This is a genomic window from Kineococcus lubricus (genome assembly GCF_050871965.1).
In the GTDB taxonomy this organism is placed as follows: Bacteria; Actinomycetota; Actinomycetes; order Actinomycetales; family Kineococcaceae; genus Kineococcus.
Map to the genome: position 1 here is coordinate 21441 of NZ_JBJLSK010000005.1, position 15195 is coordinate 36635.

A 15195-nucleotide genomic window follows, 5' to 3' on the forward strand; every position below is an offset into this window, starting at 1 on the left:
GGGTCCTCCGGTGGGTTCACGAGCTCATCGGCTCAGAGCGCGACGACCTGCTCGGCCTGCGGGCCCTTCTGGCCCTGCGTCACCTCGAACTCCACGCGCTGGTTCTCCTCCAGCGAGCGGTAGCCGTTGCCGCCGATGGCGGAGTAGTGCACGAAGACGTCGGGACCGCCGCCGTCCTGTTCGATGAACCCGTAGCCCTTCTCGGCGTTGAACCACTTGACGGTGCCCTGAGCCATGCTTTCTCCACACGTTTCCAGTCGGTCAAGCCCCGCGCGTCTACGGGACTCGGGCTGAGTGGAACGTCACGCCGAACCGGTTCTCGGTCCGCGCGACGCCCGCAACACACTCCGCGGGCGTTCAGAACGATCGAGGAGCTGCCGTGACCTGCAGCCGTGGGGAAGCTAACACGCAACCTGCAACTGTGCGCAAGACCTCCACGGTTCCCGATCGCCTGCCCGCCAGGGTTCCCGGCGTTCCCGGGCGGTTCCCCCTCTCACCCGCGCTCGAGCGTGTCGACGGCCAGGACGGCGCAGGCGGCGGACCAGCCCAGCGGGGCCGGGCCGGCCGGGGAACCGTCGGCGAGGACCTTCTCGGGGATGCTGCCCCAGGCGGTTCGGTGGACGTTCAACCAGTCCAGCCGTTCGTTCGCCTGGTCGCGGCGGCCGATCCGCGCGCCGACCCACGCGACGAGGGCCGTCTGCGGCGTCCAGGACACCCCGTCGTCGCGCCACCCGGCCCCGGGGGCCAAACCCCCGGCGGGGCGGCGGGCCCGCTCCTGGTAGGTGTCGAACGCGGCCAGGACGGCGGGGCCGGCGCGGGCGGTGAACGGGGGCAGCAGGAACGCGGTGGCCGCGTCGACACCGGCGTCGGGGTTCTGCGCGTAGCGCGGGTACCCGGCCGGGGCGAACCGGTCGTGGACGAGTTCGGCCAGGCGCCCGGCGGCCGCGGACACCTCCCGGGCCCGGGTGCGCTCGCGCAGGCGGGACAGCACGGCGGCGGCGGCCTCCAGCCCGGCCAGCAGCGGCGCCACGGCCCCCAGCGTCAGGCTCGCCTCGCGGCGTTCCCAGTAGTCGGGGGAGGGGTCGGGCAGCCGGTGGCCCGAACGGGTGCGGTCGAGGGTGAAGTCGAGGGCCCCCTCCAGCAGGTCGCGCAGCTCCTCGGCGTGGGCGTGACCGCCGGGGCTGTCCAGGACGGCGCGCAACGCCCACAACGCCCACCCGGCGCCGTCGTCCTGGCGGCGGCGGTCGTCGGGGGGCCCGCTGCCGTCCAGCCGGTAGCGGGCCTCGAACCCGCCGTCGGGCAGCATGACGGCGGTGAGGAACCGCAGGACCCGCACGGCGTCGCCGAGGTGACCGGTGCGGGCCAGGGCGACCGCGGCGAAGGCCGAGTCGCGCGGCCAGGCGTGGTTCCAGGAGGGGGCGGGCCCGGCGGCGACGGCGCCGTTGGCGCGGCTGAGGGCCCGCAGGTCCAGCAGGGCCCGCCGGACCATGTCGCCGTGGGGGCCGCCGTCGCCGGGGACCGAACCCCGGGCCAGCCAGGCCGCCTCGGCGGCCGGGTCGGGGGTGTACCAGTCCGGCCCGGACAGCAGGTGCGGCACGGGGGCGGCCTCGGTGCGGTCGGCCAGCAGCGCCGTCCCGGTCACGGCGGCGCCCAGCAGGGACGTGCCCCCGGCAACCAGCACCCAGCGGCGACGCACCCCGCACCTCCCCGTCCGACGTCCCTCGACCGTAACCCGCCCCGGGCGGGGCCGGGGCGGGTTCCGCGGAGGCTCAGACGGGGGCGAGCCGGTACCGCGCCACCGCGGCGGCGGTCTCCTCGGCGATGAGGTCGGCGTTCACGGCGGCCCCGGCCACCAGCCCGGCACCGGCGGCGGTGACGACCTGCGCCTGCGGGTCGGTCACGTTGCCCGCCAGGTGGACCCCGGGCAGGGTCGTGGCCCCGCCGGGGCCGGAGGGGTAGCGCTCGCCGATCTCGACGCCGCCCAGGACGACGGGTTCGCGGGCCAGCCCCAGCGCGTCCAGGACGGGGGAGTGGACCCGCAGCGGGGCGCCGACGACGAGGACCCGGCGGGCGACGACGGTGCCGTCGGCCAGCCGCACCCCGGTCAGGGCGCCGTCCTCGGTCACGACCTCGACGACCTCGCCGTCGACGACGCGGACGCCGCGGGCGAGGAGTTCCTCGCGCCGTCCGGGGTCCAGCTCGGGGGCGGTGTGGGTGAAGTAGGTGACGTCCTCGCTCCACTGGCGGAACAGCCAGGCCTGGTGGCCGGACAGGGCGCTGGTGCCGAGGACCCCGATCGGCTGCCCGGCGACCTCGTACCCGTGGCAGTACGGGCAGTGGACGACGCCCTCGCCCCACTGCTCGCGCAGCCCGGGGACCGGCGGGAGGTCGTCGACGAGGCCGGTCGCGACGACGAGCCGCCGGGCGTCGAACCCGCCGAACGGGGTGTGCACGGTGAACCCGGTGGCGGTGCGGACGGCGCCGGTGGCGGTGGTGGTGAGCACGGTCCCGCCGTAGCGGCGGACCTCCTCGGCGCCCAGGCGCTGGAGTTCGCGCGGGTCGAGGCCGTCGCGGGTCAGGAAGTTGTGGACCCCGTGGGCGGGGGCGTTCCGCGGCTCCTGCGCGTCGAGGACGAGGACGGTGCGGCGGGCGCGGCCGAGGGCGACGGCGGCGGCCAGGCCGGCGGCCCCGCCGCCGACCACGACGACGTCGTGGGAGGGGTTCTCGGTCGGGTTCTCGGTCGTGTTCTCGGGCATGGCGGGAGCGTGCGCCGCGCCGGGCCCGCCGGGCCAGCGGAGTTGCCGGAACGGCAAACACGGGGTTGTCTGCCGGGGTGGACGTCGAGAGGACCGTCGCCGGGGTCGGGCCGCGGCTGCGCCGGTTGCGCACCACCGCCGGCGCGACCCTGGCCGAGGTGGGTGCGGCGACGGGGATCTCGGTGAGCACGTTGTCGCGGCTGGAGTCCGGGGGCCGCAAGGCCACCCTGGAACTCCTGCTCCCGCTCGCCGAGCACTTCGAGGTGGGGCTGGACGAACTCGTCCACCCCGACCGCCCGCCGACCCGTCGCCCGGCCCGGGCCCGCTCCGGCGGGACGGGCGCGACCTTCGTGCCGCTGTCGGCGGTGCCCGGCGGGTTGCGGGCCTACAAGCTGGTCCTCGAACCCGGGGCGGGGGAGGAGTCCGACGAGCAGAACGTCCACGAGGGGTACGAGTGGGTCTACGTCATGTCGGGGCGGCTGCGCCTGCGGCTGGGCGTGGACGACTTCCAGATCGCCGGGGGCGAGGCCGCCGAGTTCGACACCCGGCTGCCGCACCGGGTGAGCAACCCCGGCGCGGTCGTCACCGAGTGCCTGGTCCTGTTCGGCCGGCAGGGCGAGCGCATGCACGTCCGCGCCCGGCCCCGGGGGGTCAGGTCGCGGTGAGTTCGCGCACCGCGATCGCGCTCAGCGGCCGGTCGGCGTAGAGGAGCCGGACCGCGGCCGGGTCGGGGTTCCCGGCGTCGGGGCCGCGCCACACCAGGTCCAGCCCGGCGCGTTCGGCGGCGGCCCGCGACCGCGTGTTGTGCTCCAGCAGGTAGGCCGTGACGGCGACGTCGGGCCGGACCCGCGCCGCGGCGTCCAGCGCGGCGCGCACGACCTCCTGCGCCAGCCCCCGGCCCCACCGGTCCCGCGCCAGCCGGTACCCGAGGTTCCAGGCCAGTCCCAGCCGCAGGTCGCACCCGCCGGTCCCGACGAGGTCCCCGTCGTGGTCGCGGACGACCCAGCTGCCCAGGCCCATCAGCCGCCAGCCCTCCTCGACGTGGTCGAGCAGCCGCCGGGTCGTGGCCGGGTCGGTGTGCCGGCCGCTGGGCAGGTGTTCCCACACGGCCGGGTCGGAGTACAGCGCGAAGACGTCGTCGAGGTCGGCGGGGACGGGGCGGGTCAGGACGAGGCGTTCGGTGCGGACCAGTTCCTCGGGGTTCACCCGGCCACCCTGGCACGCGCGGTCGCCCACGGGCTCAACGGAACCGGCGGCCCTGGTCGCGCCGGATCGCCCACACCGCCACCGCGCCGAGCACGACGGTCCAGCCGGCCAGCACCGGCACCAGCCGCGCCCCCGGGTCCAGGCCCGTCGCGGCGCCGATGACGAGGTCGCGCCCGGCCCGCGTCGGGGTCCACACCGAGATCGCCTCCAGCCACCCGGGCATGGCCTCCGGCGGCAGGAACAACCCGCCCGCGAACGCCAGCGGCAGCAGCAGCACCTGGGCCAGGGCGAGCGCCGCCTTGGCCGGCATCGAGTACCCGAGGGCGAGGCCGAGGGCCAGCAGCGGGACCCCGGCGGCGAGCAGGGCGAGCAGGCCGCGCAGGAAACCTCCGGCGGTGATGGCGGCGTCGGTCAGCAGGGTGGACAGCAGGACGAGGGGGACGAGCCCGACGAGGGTGAAGAACGCGCCCGTGACGACGCGGGCGACGAACCGCGGCCCGGCGCCGACGGGCAGCGTCCGCAGGTGCGTGTCCCAGGGCAGGGCGCGGTCCTCGGCGATCCCGGCGCCGTGGGTGAACAGCGAGACGCTCATGGCGGAGAACACCGCGAGCTGCGCGGTGGCCCCGGTGGCCTGGGCCGGGCTCATCCCGCCGGCCTGCGGGACGACGAACACGACGAGGATCAGGGCGGGGAACACCGCGGTGCTGACGACGACGACGGGCACCCGCAGGGTTTCGAGGATCTGGTACCTGGTGTGCAGCAGGGTGAGCCGGGCGGTGCCGGCGGCGGCGCTCACGCGCGCACCCCGTCGTGGGTGGTGCCGTGGGTGGTGCCGTGGGAGGTGAGGGCGAGGAACGCCTCCTCCAGCGAGGCGGCCGAGACCTCCAGGTCGCGGAAACCCACGTCGGCGCGGACGAGGTCGCGCACGAACGCGTCGGCGTCGGGGACGAGAAGTTCCCACCGGCCGCCGGTCCCGGCGACGAGGACGTCGGCGTCGCCGGTGAGCGCGGCGGGCAGGTCGTCGGCGCCGAACCGGACGCGCCGCACCCGGGTCCGGCCGCGGATCTCCTCGACGGTGCCCTCGGCGATGACGCGGCCGTGGTCGACGACGACGACGCGGCTCGCCAGCGCCTCGACCTCCTCCAGGTGGTGCGAGGTCAGCAGCAGCGTCCCGCCGCGGGCGACGAAACCCCGCACGGCCTCCCACAGCGCCAGCCGGGCGGGGACGTCGAGGCCGGTGGTGGGTTCGTCGAGGAGCACGACGTCGGGGCGCCCGACGAAGGCGAGGGCCACCGCGACGCGGCGCTGCTGGCCGCCGGACAGGCCACCGCACTGGCGGCCGGCGAGCGCGGTGAGGTCGAAGCGCTCCAGGACCTCCCGCCGGGGCAGGGGGTCGCGGTGGTGGCCGGCGACGAAGTCGACGACCTCGCCGACGCGCAGGGTCTGCGGCAGCCCGGTGGCCTGCGGGGTGACGCCGAGGCGGGCGCGGGTGCGGGGTTCCCTGGGGTCGCCGCCGCCGACGCGGACGGTCCCGCGGTCGGGGCGGCGGAGCCCGGCGAGCAGGGAGAGCAGCGTCGACTTCCCGGCGCCGTTGGGGCCCAGGACGCCGACGGCCTCCCCGGGGGACACGCTCAGGCTCACGTCGTCGAGGGCGGTGACGGGGCCGAAGGTGCGGGTGACGCGGTCGACCTCGACCACGGGGGTCCCGTCCACGGTTCCTCCTGGTTCTCGCGGGTCCCCGGGGTGGTGCCCGGGTCGGCCGGGCGGGGTGCGCAGGGCACCGACGGTAGTCCCCGGGGGCCCGGCGGGGCGCGGACGCGGGCGCGGGGTGGGAGGGTCCGGGGGGGTGACGTGGTCCGCGGACGGCGAGGGGGTCGTGCGGCTGCCGTCGGGCCGGCTCGTGCGCGGGCGCGGCCTGCGCCGGCCGCTGCCGCCGGGACCCGCGCCGGAGTTCGGGGTGCTGCTGCTGGGGCGCCCGGTCGCGGTGGCGTGGCCGTCGCGGTGGGTGCGCTGGCCGGACTTCCGGCTGCCCGCCGACCCGGCGGACCTGCGGGCGGCGCTGCGGGAGGTCCTCGACCGCTCGTCGTCGCAGCGGGTGGAGCTGGCCTGCGGGGGTGGCCGGGGGCGCACGGGGACGGCGCTGGCGTGCCTGGCGGTCCTGGACGGGGTGCCCGCCGCGCAGGCGGTGGGGTGGGTGCGGGAGCACTACGGCCGGGGGGCCGTCGAGACGCCGTGGCAGCGGCGCTTCGTCACCCGGTCCTGAGGGGCTGAGGGGGCGCGGAGCACGGCCCGGGCCGGTCGAGGCCCCTCGGAGGGCCCGGTCCGTGCTCCGCGCGATCGGGGGGAGGGGGTCAGCCCTTCTGCGCGTAGCGGCGGCGGAACTTCTCGACGCGGCCCTCGGTGTCCAGGACGCGGCTGGTGCCGGTCCAGAAGGGGTGGCTGGCGGCGGAGACGTCGACGTCCACGACGGGGTAGGTGTTCCCGTCCTCCCACTCGATCGTCGGCAGGCCGGCGCGGGAGACCAGCGTCGACCGGGAGAGGAACGCGGTGCCGGCGGACTTGTCGCGGAAGACGACGTCGCCGTAGGCGGGGTGGATCTCGGTCTGCACGCGGGGCTCCTCGTCGTGTGGTTGTCAGGAATGATTATCGTTGGCACTAGTGTTGCACAGACCGTCCGACGACCACGAGGAGAGAACGTGTCGGCTCGATGCCAGGTGACGGGAGCGGAACCCGGGTTCGGGAAGTCCGTCTCGCACTCGCACCGCCGGACCAACCGGCGCTGGGACCCCAACCTCCAGCGCAAGGAGTACTTCGTGCCCTCGCTGGGGCGCACGGTCACCCTGACCGTGTCGGCGCGGGGCATCAAGACCATCGACCGCCAGGGCATCGAGTCCGTGGTGGCCCGGATCCGAGCACGAGGGGAAAGCATCTGATGGCCAAGTCCACCGACGTCCGTCCGGTGATCAAGCTGCGGTCGACCGCGGGGACCGGGTACACGTACGTGACCCGCAAGAACCGCCGCAACGACCCCGACCGCCTGGTGATCCGCAAGTTCGACCCGGTCGTCCGCCGGCACGTCGACTTCCGCGAGGAACGCTGATGGCCAAGACGTCGAAGATCGCCCGGAACGAGCAGCGCCGCGCCGTCGTCGAGCGCTGGGCCGAGCGCCGCGCCGACCTCAAGCGCCGGGCCGTGGACCCGGCCCTGAGCGCCGACGACCGCGCCGCGGCCCAGCTCGCGCTGCAGAAGCTGCCGCGCGACGCCAGCCCGACCCGGCTGCGCAACCGCGACGCCACCGACGGCCGCCCGCGCGGGTACCTGCGCAAGTTCGGCATCTCGCGCGTGACGCTGCGCGAGATGGCCCACGCCGGGGAACTGCCCGGCGTCACGAAGTCCAGCTGGTGAGGAGCGCGTCGTGAAGGTCGTCAAGTCGCTGAAGTCGCTCAAGGAGAAGGACGGCTCCATCGTCGTCCGGCGGCACGGCAAGGTGTTCGTGGTCAACAAGCGCAACCCCCGGTGGAAGGCCCGTCAGGGCTGAGGGCACCATGGCCGCGTGAGCGGGGTGCGGCTGCGCGAGGAACCGCCCGGCGGGGACGCCGGGCGGTTCCTGCGTTCGGCGTTCTGGTCGGAGGTCTCCCGGGTCGCCGGCCTGCCCGCGGACCTGCCCGCCGACGAGGACGGCGCGCCGCCGGGGGACCTGGTGGACCTCGTGCCGCCCGGTGGGGCGTTCGTCGTCGCCGTCCGCGACGGCGAACCCCTCGGCTGCGTCGGGGTGCGGGGACTGGCCGACGGGTCCGTCGAGGTCAAGCGCCTCTACGTCGCGGGCCGGGCGCGCGGCCTCGGGGTCGGCCGGCGGTTGCTGACCTGGTGCGAGGACTGGGCGCGGGCCCGTGGCGCCGCCCGGATCGTGCTGGACACCCACGGCGCCCTGGCCGCCGCGGTCGGGTTGTACCGGTCCGCGGGTTTCACCGAGGTCGCGCCGTACAACGACAACCCGCACGCCCAGTTGTGGTTCGCGAAGGCGCTGACCTGAGGGGACCGCTCCACCGAGAACGGTTCCCCGTCCGCACCGGCCTGACCGGCGACGAGGTGCCGGACCCGGCCCGGGCCGGTAGGAAGGGCGCGTGCGCATCGACCTGAACGGGAAGTCGGCCCTGGTCACCGGATCGAGCCAGGGCATCGGGCTGGCCATCGCCCGGGGCCTCGCCGCGTGCGGGGCGTCGGTGGTCCTGACCGGCCGCGACCAGGACAAGCTCGCGCGGGCGGCGGAGACGGTCGAGGGCGAGGTCCGCACGATCGCCGGGGACATCACCACCGTGTCGGGCCACTCCGACCTCGTGGCCGCCGTCCCCGAGGTCGACGTCCTCGTCAACAACCTCGGCATCTTCGGGTCGGCCGACCCGCTGCAGATCAGCGACGACGAGTGGCGCCGCTACTTCGAGACGAACGTCCTCACCGCCGTCCGGCTCACCCGGCACTACCTGCCGGGCATGACCGCCAAGGGCTGGGGGCGGGTCCAGTACGTCTCCAGCGACTCCGCCGTCGTCACCCCCGCCGAGATGATCCACTACGGCGTCTCCAAGACCGCGCTGCTCGGCGTGCACCGCGGGTTCGCCAAGGCCGCCGCCGGGACCGGCGTCACCGTGAACTCCGTCCTGGCCGGGCCCACTCACACCGGCGGCGTCGAGGACTTCGTCCGCGAGCTCGTCGGCGACGGCCCGTGGGAGGAGGCGCAGCGGGAGTTCATGACGAAGCACCGGCCGCAGTCGCTGCTGCGGCGGTTCATCGAACCCGAGGAGGTCGCGAACATGGTCTGCTACCTGGCCTCCCCGCTGGCCTCGGCGACCACGGGCGCGGCGGTGCGCGTCGACGGCGGGTACGTCGACGCGATCGTGCCCTGAGCGGTCGGGACCGATGAGGTTCGGCGACCCGCGCGGTCCCACCTCACGTCACGTCCGCCACCCCCGAGGAGTTCACCGTGGTCATCGTCGCCGGGCACCTCGTCGTCGACCCCGGGCAGCGCGAGGCGTACCTGGCGGGCTGCACCGACGTGGTGCAGCAGGCCCGGTGCGCCGAGGGCTGCCTGGACTTCAGCGTCACGGCGGACCTCCTGGACGCCGGCCGGATCGACGTCTTCGAGCGCTGGTCCTCGCGCGCCGCCGTGGAGGCCTTCCGCGGCAGCGGCCCGAGCGGTGAGCAGGCCGCCGCGATCCGCTCGGCGTCGGTGGCCGAGTACGACGTGTCCGGTGCGCGCCCCCTGACGTGAAGACGACCACCGACGTGCGCGGGAAGCGGAGGGCCGTGGAGCCGGTGACCCCGAGGTGTGCCGCCACGCCGACTGGGGACTGAACGCCCCAGCTCAGTCGCAGGCCTTCGAGGAGGTGCACGCGCCTCCGCTGTCGAACGACCCGATGCGGTGACGCAGGCGGAGACGGCTGCCGGGAACGTGGTCGGGGCGTGTTCGGTGACAGTCACCAGCCGGGAGCACCGGCACGGGGCGATGGGTCACGTCCTGGCCCGGGAGCACTCGGGCCAGGATAGCGCCACCGAAACCGCAGCGGCGGTGCTGTGCCTCGCGCGCGACGACTGAGGGCTGTGTCGGGTGGAGTCGATGCGCCGGTCGGGCAACGTGATCTACCACCGGGTGCTGCGCAAGATCGGGAGGCGGCAGGAAGGATCGCTGCGTTCGCACCTGCTCATCCGCGGTGGCCGCGAGGACAGCCTGCTGTTCGCCGCGGTCGGTTGAGCGAACGACCCGCAGCGCAGGACGACCCTACCGACCTCACAGCTCAGATCGCCGCGATCAGCGTGAGTTCGGCGTCTGGCGTCATTTCGCGGGTGGTTTCGTCACGGTCTTGGCGACGGTGGTTGAAGGCGTTGAGGGGGGACTCAGGCGAGGGTTGATCTTGCTTGCTTTGCGCAGGTCATCGACAGCCTTCTGTGCGCCGTCGGTTGCGGGGCGGGGCCGTCCCGCCCCGCCGGGGTGAGTCGTTGGTCCTAGGTTCCCGGTCCTCTGGGCTGCCTCGGGCGTAGCCCCGCCGCCGGACGGTCCGACATAGCTAGCCGCGCGGTACTCCGGCCTGCGGTACCCGCCCTCCAAGCGTGCGCCATTGTCTTGCCGGTTCGCCGGGCCCTTCCCATCGCGGGCCTGGCCTGCGATCGCGCGACTGGGTGCATCCACTTGGTTCGCCCGTGCTCGGCGACTTCTCGCCGCGACGTTGACGAGGTTCCGTTCGTAGGTTCTCCTGCTCTGCGCCTTCTTCTTGGCCATCCTGGCCTTGCTCTGCCGTAGGCTGCGGCTTCCTCGTCGAGTCAGCCCTTTGGCGCGTCCCTTGATCGGAGGACGCGAATCGGAAGGGCTGCCTGGCGTCTTGTAGCCAGGCTTGGCCTTGTTGCGAGACGGCTTGGTTCCTTGATTGAGTGCGTCTCGGACCTTGCGGAGTCCTTCTTCGACCGTGTCGGAGGGTGATCTGGGTGTCGTTCGTGCAGCGTCTCGTGGATTGATGGAGAAGTCCCTCGTCGATGCGGCCCGGAAGGCGTACTGTCCCGCTCTCGGTGCCTGCTGGACGGCGCACTCTTTGATCCTGCGTGTGTGTTCCAGTTGTTCGATGCGGGCCTGGGGCAGGGGCGCGGCTGAGGTCGGCAATTGCTGGGTCGCAGGACCTGGCGCTGGGGCCAGCATCAGGGCACCTGATGCTCCGATGCGTGCGAGAACTCCCGCAACGAGACGGGCTCTGCGACTGCGCGTTCCTCGGAAAGAAATCGGGACGCGGATCCGAGGGCCGGTCGACGACCGGGCTCGACGTTGCTGATCTTCTTCGCTCACGGCTCGTCGACCCGTCCGTCGCGGTGATCGATGGACGTGCTGTCGCTGTGTTCCTCGTCGGCCCGCACGTCTGTGAGTTCGTCGGCTGCACGGAGATCGATTTCGCGCGCAGATGCGGCGGCCGGCGGCTTTGTAGCGGAGAAGTTCCAGGCGCCACTCGTGCTCCCCCCGCCGAACAGCTTGCGTAGCCCCGGGAATCTGGGCTGACTCAGTTTCGGTCTCTTCGGCGTGGAGCTGTAGTGAGTGAGATAGGGATCGACGACTGCGCGGCGGGTCGGCGTGACAGCGATGGGCTCGTCGATGGCCGCCTGGGCGCGCTCCAGGAACTCGCCGGATGAAATGCTCTTCCAGGGTGAGTCCCGGTAGTAGGGCGTGCACTTGATCAGTCCCCAGTGACCGCTGCGGAGGGTCAAAGCGTTCCCGGCAGGGATGTTGGCCAAGGTTGCAGCGGTCAGCTGGCGTTCGCGCTGGACGCTGTGCGTGGTTGACTGGGAGGTGTTGGATCCGATGGTGCCGCCTAGTGGGAGGCCGAAACTGGTGCTGCGGCCGCTGGTGGAGTTGTAGACGACGTAAGGCCGGTCCCAGTCACCCGCAAGCGTGGACAGCGCGTCGAGCGTTTTCACGTCACCGATGCCCGGAAACACCACCTTGGTTCCGAAAAGGGTGAGGAATCCGTCCGCGGCTTCCTTCCATCGGACGCGGGCTTGCGACAGGTCTTGGAAGCACGCCATGACCTGCAAGCCTTGGCCACCGCTCTCGGAGACGATGTTGGGCAGTTTCTTGATGGGGGCGATGTTGGCGACCTCGTCCAGAGCCCAGAGCATCGGCGGACGTGGCTGCCGGTGGAGGTCCGCGGTGGCGTTGGCGCGGTATGTGGCGTGCCGAATCTCCTCGAGGAGGCCGACGACCAACGGCGCGGCCATGTTCTGCGCGTCCGACGGAGCCACGATGTAGATCGTGTCGCAAGAGGCTGCGAACTCGTCCGCCTTGAAGTTCTGCACTTGGCTGACTGCCGCCACCGCATCCGAGCCGTAAGCGTTCAAGACCATGCGGGTGGTGCTGCAGATGGAACTACGCTCGCGTTCTTCGGTCGATTTCAAGATGGCGGTGAGGTCGTCCGCGGCGGACTCCTGGCCGTGTTCGTCGAGAACAGTGGTGATCTTATCCCGGAAGTCATCAGGTTGAGACAACCACCGTCGAACCATGGTGATGGGGAGATCGGACAGGTGAGCTGCCCGCAGCATCGGGGCTAGCAGCGTCTTGGCCGACTCGGTCCAGTGCGAAGCATTCTCCACCCCGACACCAGCCTGCGAGGCGTCAACCATGGCGTCGGCGATGGCTCGGGCACCGTCCCACGTATCGGCGCTGGCCACTGGGCTCCAGTGCAGCGCGGTCGCCCCTTCGGGGATCGGGTACGACTGGGTCGGGTCGAACACCCAGATGCGCCCCATGCGTCCACGAGCCAACTTGGTCGCGTTGAGGACGTCGAGTTTTGTGGAGGTCACCACGGCGGGCCCGGAGGTGGACAGGATGGCCGGGATGATGAGCCCGCTGGTCTTCCCTGAGCGAGGTGGGCCCAACACGAGGACCGCCTGTTCTCGGGCCGCGGTGGACCATTCCCGACGGTCGGGGGTCAGGCCGAGGTAGATCCCACCCCCCTGGGATGCGGTCAGGCTCATCGCTGCCGCGTGCGGGTCCTGCGCTTTTGCGGCGACGCTGTCGGGGCGAGTCGCGAGCCAGGCTCGGTGTTGCTTGGCCGCGACGTCCTGGCGGACCTGTTGTTCGGTGCGTTCGCGCCCTGGCTTGGTCGCTAGGACGATGAAGTAGATGCCCGGGGGCGCGACGCCGATGAAGAGGACGAAGATTGCCAGGGCGGGCATCTGTAGACCCAGCGCAGTGAAGAAGTACAGTAGCCCGCCTACTGCCCAGACACTGAAGAAAGCCAGCGCGCATCCAGAGGGGCCAGTGCCCCTGGGAGGCGCAGGTTGCGTCGGTTGGCCTGCGGCCGGCCCCCACTGCTGTGCCATCCGTGATCCCCCTGGTCACCCTGCGGCATGTGGTCGGGCGACTCGGGGAGATGGTGATCGCGTCCTCCGAACAGACCCCCACCGAACGCCTTTGTTCACCTGGAGGTACAGAGCGTAGGGGACATGAACAGCCCGTGGGAGAGGTTGGGGCAAACGTGTGAAGATCCTTTGCCTCCCGGCCTCCTCGTGCTGTGAACCAGACGGGCACGAGTCGAGCGCCATGCCCAGACGCGATCCTGGCCAGGCCTCGGCCATCACAAGTTCGTGGCCAGGTCTGAGGGTCCTCGGATCAGTGTGTCGCTCGAGTCGGCGATCTTGGACGACAAGACCGAGATTCTCTCGAGCTGGGTGAGGGAAGCGCCCCTGCCGCTCCCGTCGTGGCCATCGCAGTGGTCAGGTCCTCGAGTACCTCTTGTCGCTGGTCAAGAGGTCAGCCCAGGTGGGGAACTCGACCACCTGGTCATCGACGTGCCGCGCCGCCGCGTGTCCGTGGTCGCGCACTGAACACGTGATGACCACGCGGCCGACGTCGTGACCGCCGGGCCGGTCAGGCGCGCGAGCCGAAGCGGGCGGTGCAGTGCCAGACGCGTTTGAGGACCTGCTCGTCCTCGGCACCGGCGCGGGCGGCGTCGCCGATGATCCGCGGGGTCAGGATCCCGTCGACGGCGATGCGGGCGGCGGCCTGCACGACGTCCGGGCCGCGGTAGCCGGGGTGCCGGGCGACGACGTCGGTGGTCGTGGCGAAACCCGGGTGCCACTCCACGGGCACGCCGAAGCGTTCGGTGAGCAGGCGGGCGTCGGTCTCGACGAAGCTGCCGCGGTGGCAGGGGTCCAGCACCAGTGCTTCGACGTCGCTCTCCAACCGGACCCCGCCGTGCACGTGGGCCTCGACGTAGTCGTCGAGGGGGTCGCGCTCACCGGAGGCCGCGTCGGCGTCGGCGAGGTCGGTCAGGCTCACGTGCTCGGCGGTGCCGACGTGGACGGGCTCGAAGACGCTGTCGGGGTAGCAGGAGGTCGAGCGCGCCAGCACCGGCGCGGCCAGCCTCAGGTGCGCGGAGCCGAAGCGGGGTGAGCCCCCGGTGGGGCGGTGGCGGTGGTTCAGGGAGCCGTACACGGGGCGGGCCTCGGCGGGTGCGGTGTCGTACGCGCCGGCGAACAGGCGCGACTCCCAGCGCCAGCGGTCCCCGCCGGGGTGGGCGGTCAGCCCGCCGCCGCTGGTGCCGGTCTCGAACTGGGTGCGGTAGCGCCCGTCGGCGGTCACGGCCCGCAGGACCGGGACGCCGGCGGCGGTGAGCCGGTCGGGGTGGAAGTGCACGGTGATCCGCCAGGTGGGGTCGACGGGCCCGCCGCGGGCGCGCCGCGCGACGTGGTCGAGGGCTCGCTCGGCGGGCGTCGCCGTCGGGCCGGTCCCGGCGCGGGACGCGGGACCCGCCGGGCCCCGCGTCCCGCGCCCGCCCGGGATCAGAGCGTCGCGCCGAGCTCGCGCGCCGCCGCCTTCGCCGCCTCGAACTCCGTCACCCCGCGGTCCTTCAGCTCCGCCAGTTCCGGCAGCCGGTCGGCCAGGGTCGCGCTGGTCTGCACGACGTGCACGTCCATCCCCAGGGAGTTGCCCAAGACGATCCGCAGCACCGGGACGCCGTGGTCCCAGCCCTCCGTCTCGGACCCCGCGTCGTACGTGGCGCCGCGCGAGCTGACGACGACGGCGGGCCGGCCCGCCAGCGGCTGCGTCCCCGCCCCGGCCAGGGCCCCGGGGATGTGGACGTGGTCCAGCCACACCTTCAGCGTCGAGGGGACCGTGTAGTTGTACAGCGGCGCCCCCACCAGCAGGACGTCCGCGGCGAGCAGCTCGGCGTGGATCCGCGCCGTCAGCTCGTCCTGCTCGGCGGGCACCTGCGCCCCCGGGAGCCGGTCGGCGGCGGGCCAGTGCTGCTCGTTCGTCGCGAAGTGCGGCAGCGGGTCGCGGTGCAGGTCGCGGTGGGTGACGGTGAAGTCGTCCCCGCGGGCGGTCCAGGCCTGCGCGAAGGCGGCGGTGATGGCCCGCGACCGCGACGTCGCGAGGTCGGCGGAGGAGTCCAGGTGCAACAGGTGCGGCATGGGCCGAGGCTACTGGCGGGGATCGGGGCGGGGGTCCGGGCGGGACCGCGACCATCGACGGACGCGGCTCGCGCCGGGCGGGCGAGGCGCCGTGCGGGCCACCCGGTCCAGGCTCGGGGCTGTGGACCCCCGACCCGCCGCGCGCCGGCGCGCCGACGCCCCCGGGGGTGTCCTGGACCGCTGGTGGGTCCTGGCGTGGGCGGCGCTCGCCCTCGCCTGGTGGAGCCTGGCGCTGCGCGGTGGCGGGGTCCTGGACCGGGTGGTCGCGGGGGCGTTCACCCTGGTC

General features: G+C 73.3%; 20 protein-coding genes. 10 read left to right on the top strand and 10 right to left on the bottom strand.

From position 1 onward, the window contains the following. Positions 1 to 32: 32 nt before the first annotated feature. The 3 genes from ACRYRX_RS04855 to ACRYRX_RS04865 all read right to left on the bottom strand — a co-directional run bounded on the left by ACRYRX_RS04855 (position 33) and on the right by ACRYRX_RS04865 (position 2756). On the bottom strand, positions 33 to 236 hold the full coding sequence (locus ACRYRX_RS04855) for a cold-shock protein (RefSeq protein ID WP_106211855.1): 204 nt from the start codon (positions 234 to 236) through the stop codon (positions 33 to 35). A 257-nt stretch (positions 237 to 493) separates the two neighbouring features. After that, complete coding sequence (locus tag ACRYRX_RS04860; protein ID WP_432510694.1) at positions 494 to 1696, bottom strand: glycoside hydrolase family 15; 1203 nt, start codon at positions 1694 to 1696, stop codon at positions 494 to 496. Between the two features lie 73 nt (positions 1697 to 1769). Beyond that, complete coding sequence (locus ACRYRX_RS04865; protein WP_432510695.1) at positions 1770 to 2756, bottom strand: FAD-dependent oxidoreductase; 987 nt, start codon at positions 2754 to 2756, stop codon at positions 1770 to 1772. Between the two features lie 77 nt (positions 2757 to 2833). Between ACRYRX_RS04865 and ACRYRX_RS04870 the strand changes: the two genes are divergently transcribed. Further along, complete coding sequence (locus tag ACRYRX_RS04870; protein ID WP_432510696.1) at positions 2834 to 3421, top strand: helix-turn-helix domain-containing protein; 588 nt, start codon at positions 2834 to 2836, stop codon at positions 3419 to 3421. On the opposite strand, the gene ACRYRX_RS04875 is transcribed toward ACRYRX_RS04870, so the two are convergent. The 3 genes from ACRYRX_RS04875 to ACRYRX_RS04885 are packed head-to-tail and all read right to left on the bottom strand — an operon-like array spanning position 3408 to position 5675. Continuing rightward, entirely contained in the window at positions 3408 to 3962 is a 555-nt protein-coding gene (locus ACRYRX_RS04875) for a GNAT family N-acetyltransferase (protein WP_432510697.1), read from the bottom strand. The two genes, ACRYRX_RS04870 and ACRYRX_RS04875, sit on opposite strands and share 14 nt — an antisense overlap. 34 nt (positions 3963 to 3996) lie before the next feature. After that, entirely contained in the window at positions 3997 to 4758 is a 762-nt protein-coding gene (locus tag ACRYRX_RS04880; RefSeq protein WP_432510698.1) for an ABC transporter permease, read from the bottom strand. Next, on the bottom strand, positions 4755 to 5675 hold the full coding sequence (locus tag ACRYRX_RS04885; RefSeq protein WP_432510699.1) for an ABC transporter ATP-binding protein: 921 nt from the start codon (positions 5673 to 5675) through the stop codon (positions 4755 to 4757). Before ACRYRX_RS04885 ends, ACRYRX_RS04880 begins: the two co-directional genes overlap by 4 nt. 133 nt (positions 5676 to 5808) lie before the next feature. Between ACRYRX_RS04885 and ACRYRX_RS04890 the strand changes: the two genes are divergently transcribed. Further along, positions 5809 to 6225 (top strand): phosphatase domain-containing protein, encoded by a 417-nt coding sequence (locus ACRYRX_RS04890; RefSeq protein WP_432510700.1) that lies wholly within the window; start codon positions 5809 to 5811, stop codon positions 6223 to 6225. Between the two features lie 88 nt (positions 6226 to 6313). Here the strand turns inward: ACRYRX_RS04890 and ACRYRX_RS04895 are convergent, their stop codons facing one another. Next, positions 6314 to 6571, bottom strand: coding sequence for a type B 50S ribosomal protein L31 (locus ACRYRX_RS04895; protein ID WP_432510701.1), 258 nt, complete (start codon positions 6569 to 6571; stop codon positions 6314 to 6316). Between the two features lie 87 nt (positions 6572 to 6658). Between ACRYRX_RS04895 and rpmB the strand changes: the two genes are divergently transcribed. From rpmB to ACRYRX_RS04935, 8 genes are all read left to right on the top strand, one after another. After that, complete coding sequence (gene rpmB, locus ACRYRX_RS04900; protein ID WP_432510702.1) at positions 6659 to 6895, top strand: 50S ribosomal protein L28; 237 nt, start codon at positions 6659 to 6661, stop codon at positions 6893 to 6895. Next, positions 6895 to 7062: a 50S ribosomal protein L33 gene (rpmG, locus tag ACRYRX_RS04905; RefSeq protein WP_432510703.1), complete on the top strand. Its 168-nt coding sequence runs from the start codon at positions 6895 to 6897 to the stop codon at positions 7060 to 7062. The genes rpmB and rpmG overlap by 1 nt, the downstream gene beginning before the upstream one ends. Then, positions 7062 to 7367 carry a 30S ribosomal protein S14 gene (gene rpsN, locus ACRYRX_RS04910; protein ID WP_432510704.1) on the top strand — a complete coding sequence of 102 codons (306 nt, stop codon included), beginning with the start codon at positions 7062 to 7064 and terminating at the stop codon, positions 7365 to 7367. The genes rpmG and rpsN overlap by 1 nt, the downstream gene beginning before the upstream one ends. 10 nt (positions 7368 to 7377) lie before the next feature. Then, positions 7378 to 7500 carry a type B 50S ribosomal protein L36 gene (gene ykgO / locus ACRYRX_RS04915; protein ID WP_432510705.1) on the top strand — a complete coding sequence of 41 codons (123 nt, stop codon included), beginning with the start codon at positions 7378 to 7380 and terminating at the stop codon, positions 7498 to 7500. A 15-nt stretch (positions 7501 to 7515) separates the two neighbouring features. Next, a complete protein-coding gene (locus ACRYRX_RS04920; protein WP_432510706.1) occupies positions 7516 to 7995 on the top strand; it encodes a GNAT family N-acetyltransferase in 480 nt (159 codons plus the stop codon). A 91-nt stretch (positions 7996 to 8086) separates the two neighbouring features. Next, positions 8087 to 8863: an SDR family NAD(P)-dependent oxidoreductase gene (locus ACRYRX_RS04925; protein ID WP_432510707.1), complete on the top strand. Its 777-nt coding sequence runs from the start codon at positions 8087 to 8089 to the stop codon at positions 8861 to 8863. A 77-nt stretch (positions 8864 to 8940) separates the two neighbouring features. Next, a complete protein-coding gene (locus tag ACRYRX_RS04930) occupies positions 8941 to 9228 on the top strand; it encodes a putative quinol monooxygenase (RefSeq protein WP_432510708.1) in 288 nt (95 codons plus the stop codon). 336 nt (positions 9229 to 9564) lie between these two features. Further along, a complete protein-coding gene (locus tag ACRYRX_RS04935) occupies positions 9565 to 9708 on the top strand; it encodes a hypothetical protein (RefSeq protein ID WP_432510709.1) in 144 nt (47 codons plus the stop codon). A 1076-nt stretch (positions 9709 to 10784) separates the two neighbouring features. Here ACRYRX_RS04935 and ACRYRX_RS04940 read toward each other — a convergent pair. The 3 genes from ACRYRX_RS04940 to ACRYRX_RS04950 all read right to left on the bottom strand — a co-directional run bounded on the left by ACRYRX_RS04940 (position 10785) and on the right by ACRYRX_RS04950 (position 14909). Further along, positions 10785 to 12668 (bottom strand): type IV secretory system conjugative DNA transfer family protein, encoded by a 1884-nt coding sequence (locus ACRYRX_RS04940; protein ID WP_432510710.1) that lies wholly within the window; start codon positions 12666 to 12668, stop codon positions 10785 to 10787. Positions 12669 to 13362: 694 nt separating this feature from the next. Continuing rightward, positions 13363 to 14136, bottom strand: a complete 774-nt coding sequence (locus ACRYRX_RS04945; protein WP_432510871.1) for a DUF3626 domain-containing protein — start codon at positions 14134 to 14136, stop codon at positions 13363 to 13365. Between the two features lie 140 nt (positions 14137 to 14276). Next, on the bottom strand, positions 14277 to 14909 hold the full coding sequence (locus tag ACRYRX_RS04950) for an FMN-dependent NADH-azoreductase (protein WP_432510711.1): 633 nt from the start codon (positions 14907 to 14909) through the stop codon (positions 14277 to 14279). Positions 14910 to 15195: the final 286 nt, after the last annotated feature.

Coding starts and splice junctions, on each gene's coding strand:
- ACRYRX_RS04855 (WP_106211855.1), bottom strand. CDS start 236: ATGGCTCAGGGCACCGTCAAGTGGTTCAACGCCGAGAAGGGCTACGGG.
- ACRYRX_RS04865 (WP_432510695.1), bottom strand. CDS start 2,756: ATGCCCGAGAACACGACCGAGAACCCGACCGAGAACCCCTCCCACGAC.
- rpmG (WP_432510703.1), top strand. CDS start 6,895: ATGGCCAAGTCCACCGACGTCCGTCCGGTGATCAAGCTGCGGTCGACC.
- rpsN (WP_432510704.1), top strand. CDS start 7,062: ATGGCCAAGACGTCGAAGATCGCCCGGAACGAGCAGCGCCGCGCCGTC.
- ACRYRX_RS04940 (WP_432510710.1), bottom strand. CDS start 12,668: ATGCCCGCCCTGGCAATCTTCGTCCTCTTCATCGGCGTCGCGCCCCCG.
- ACRYRX_RS04950 (WP_432510711.1), bottom strand. CDS start 14,909: ATGCCGCACCTGTTGCACCTGGACTCCTCCGCCGACCTCGCGACGTCG.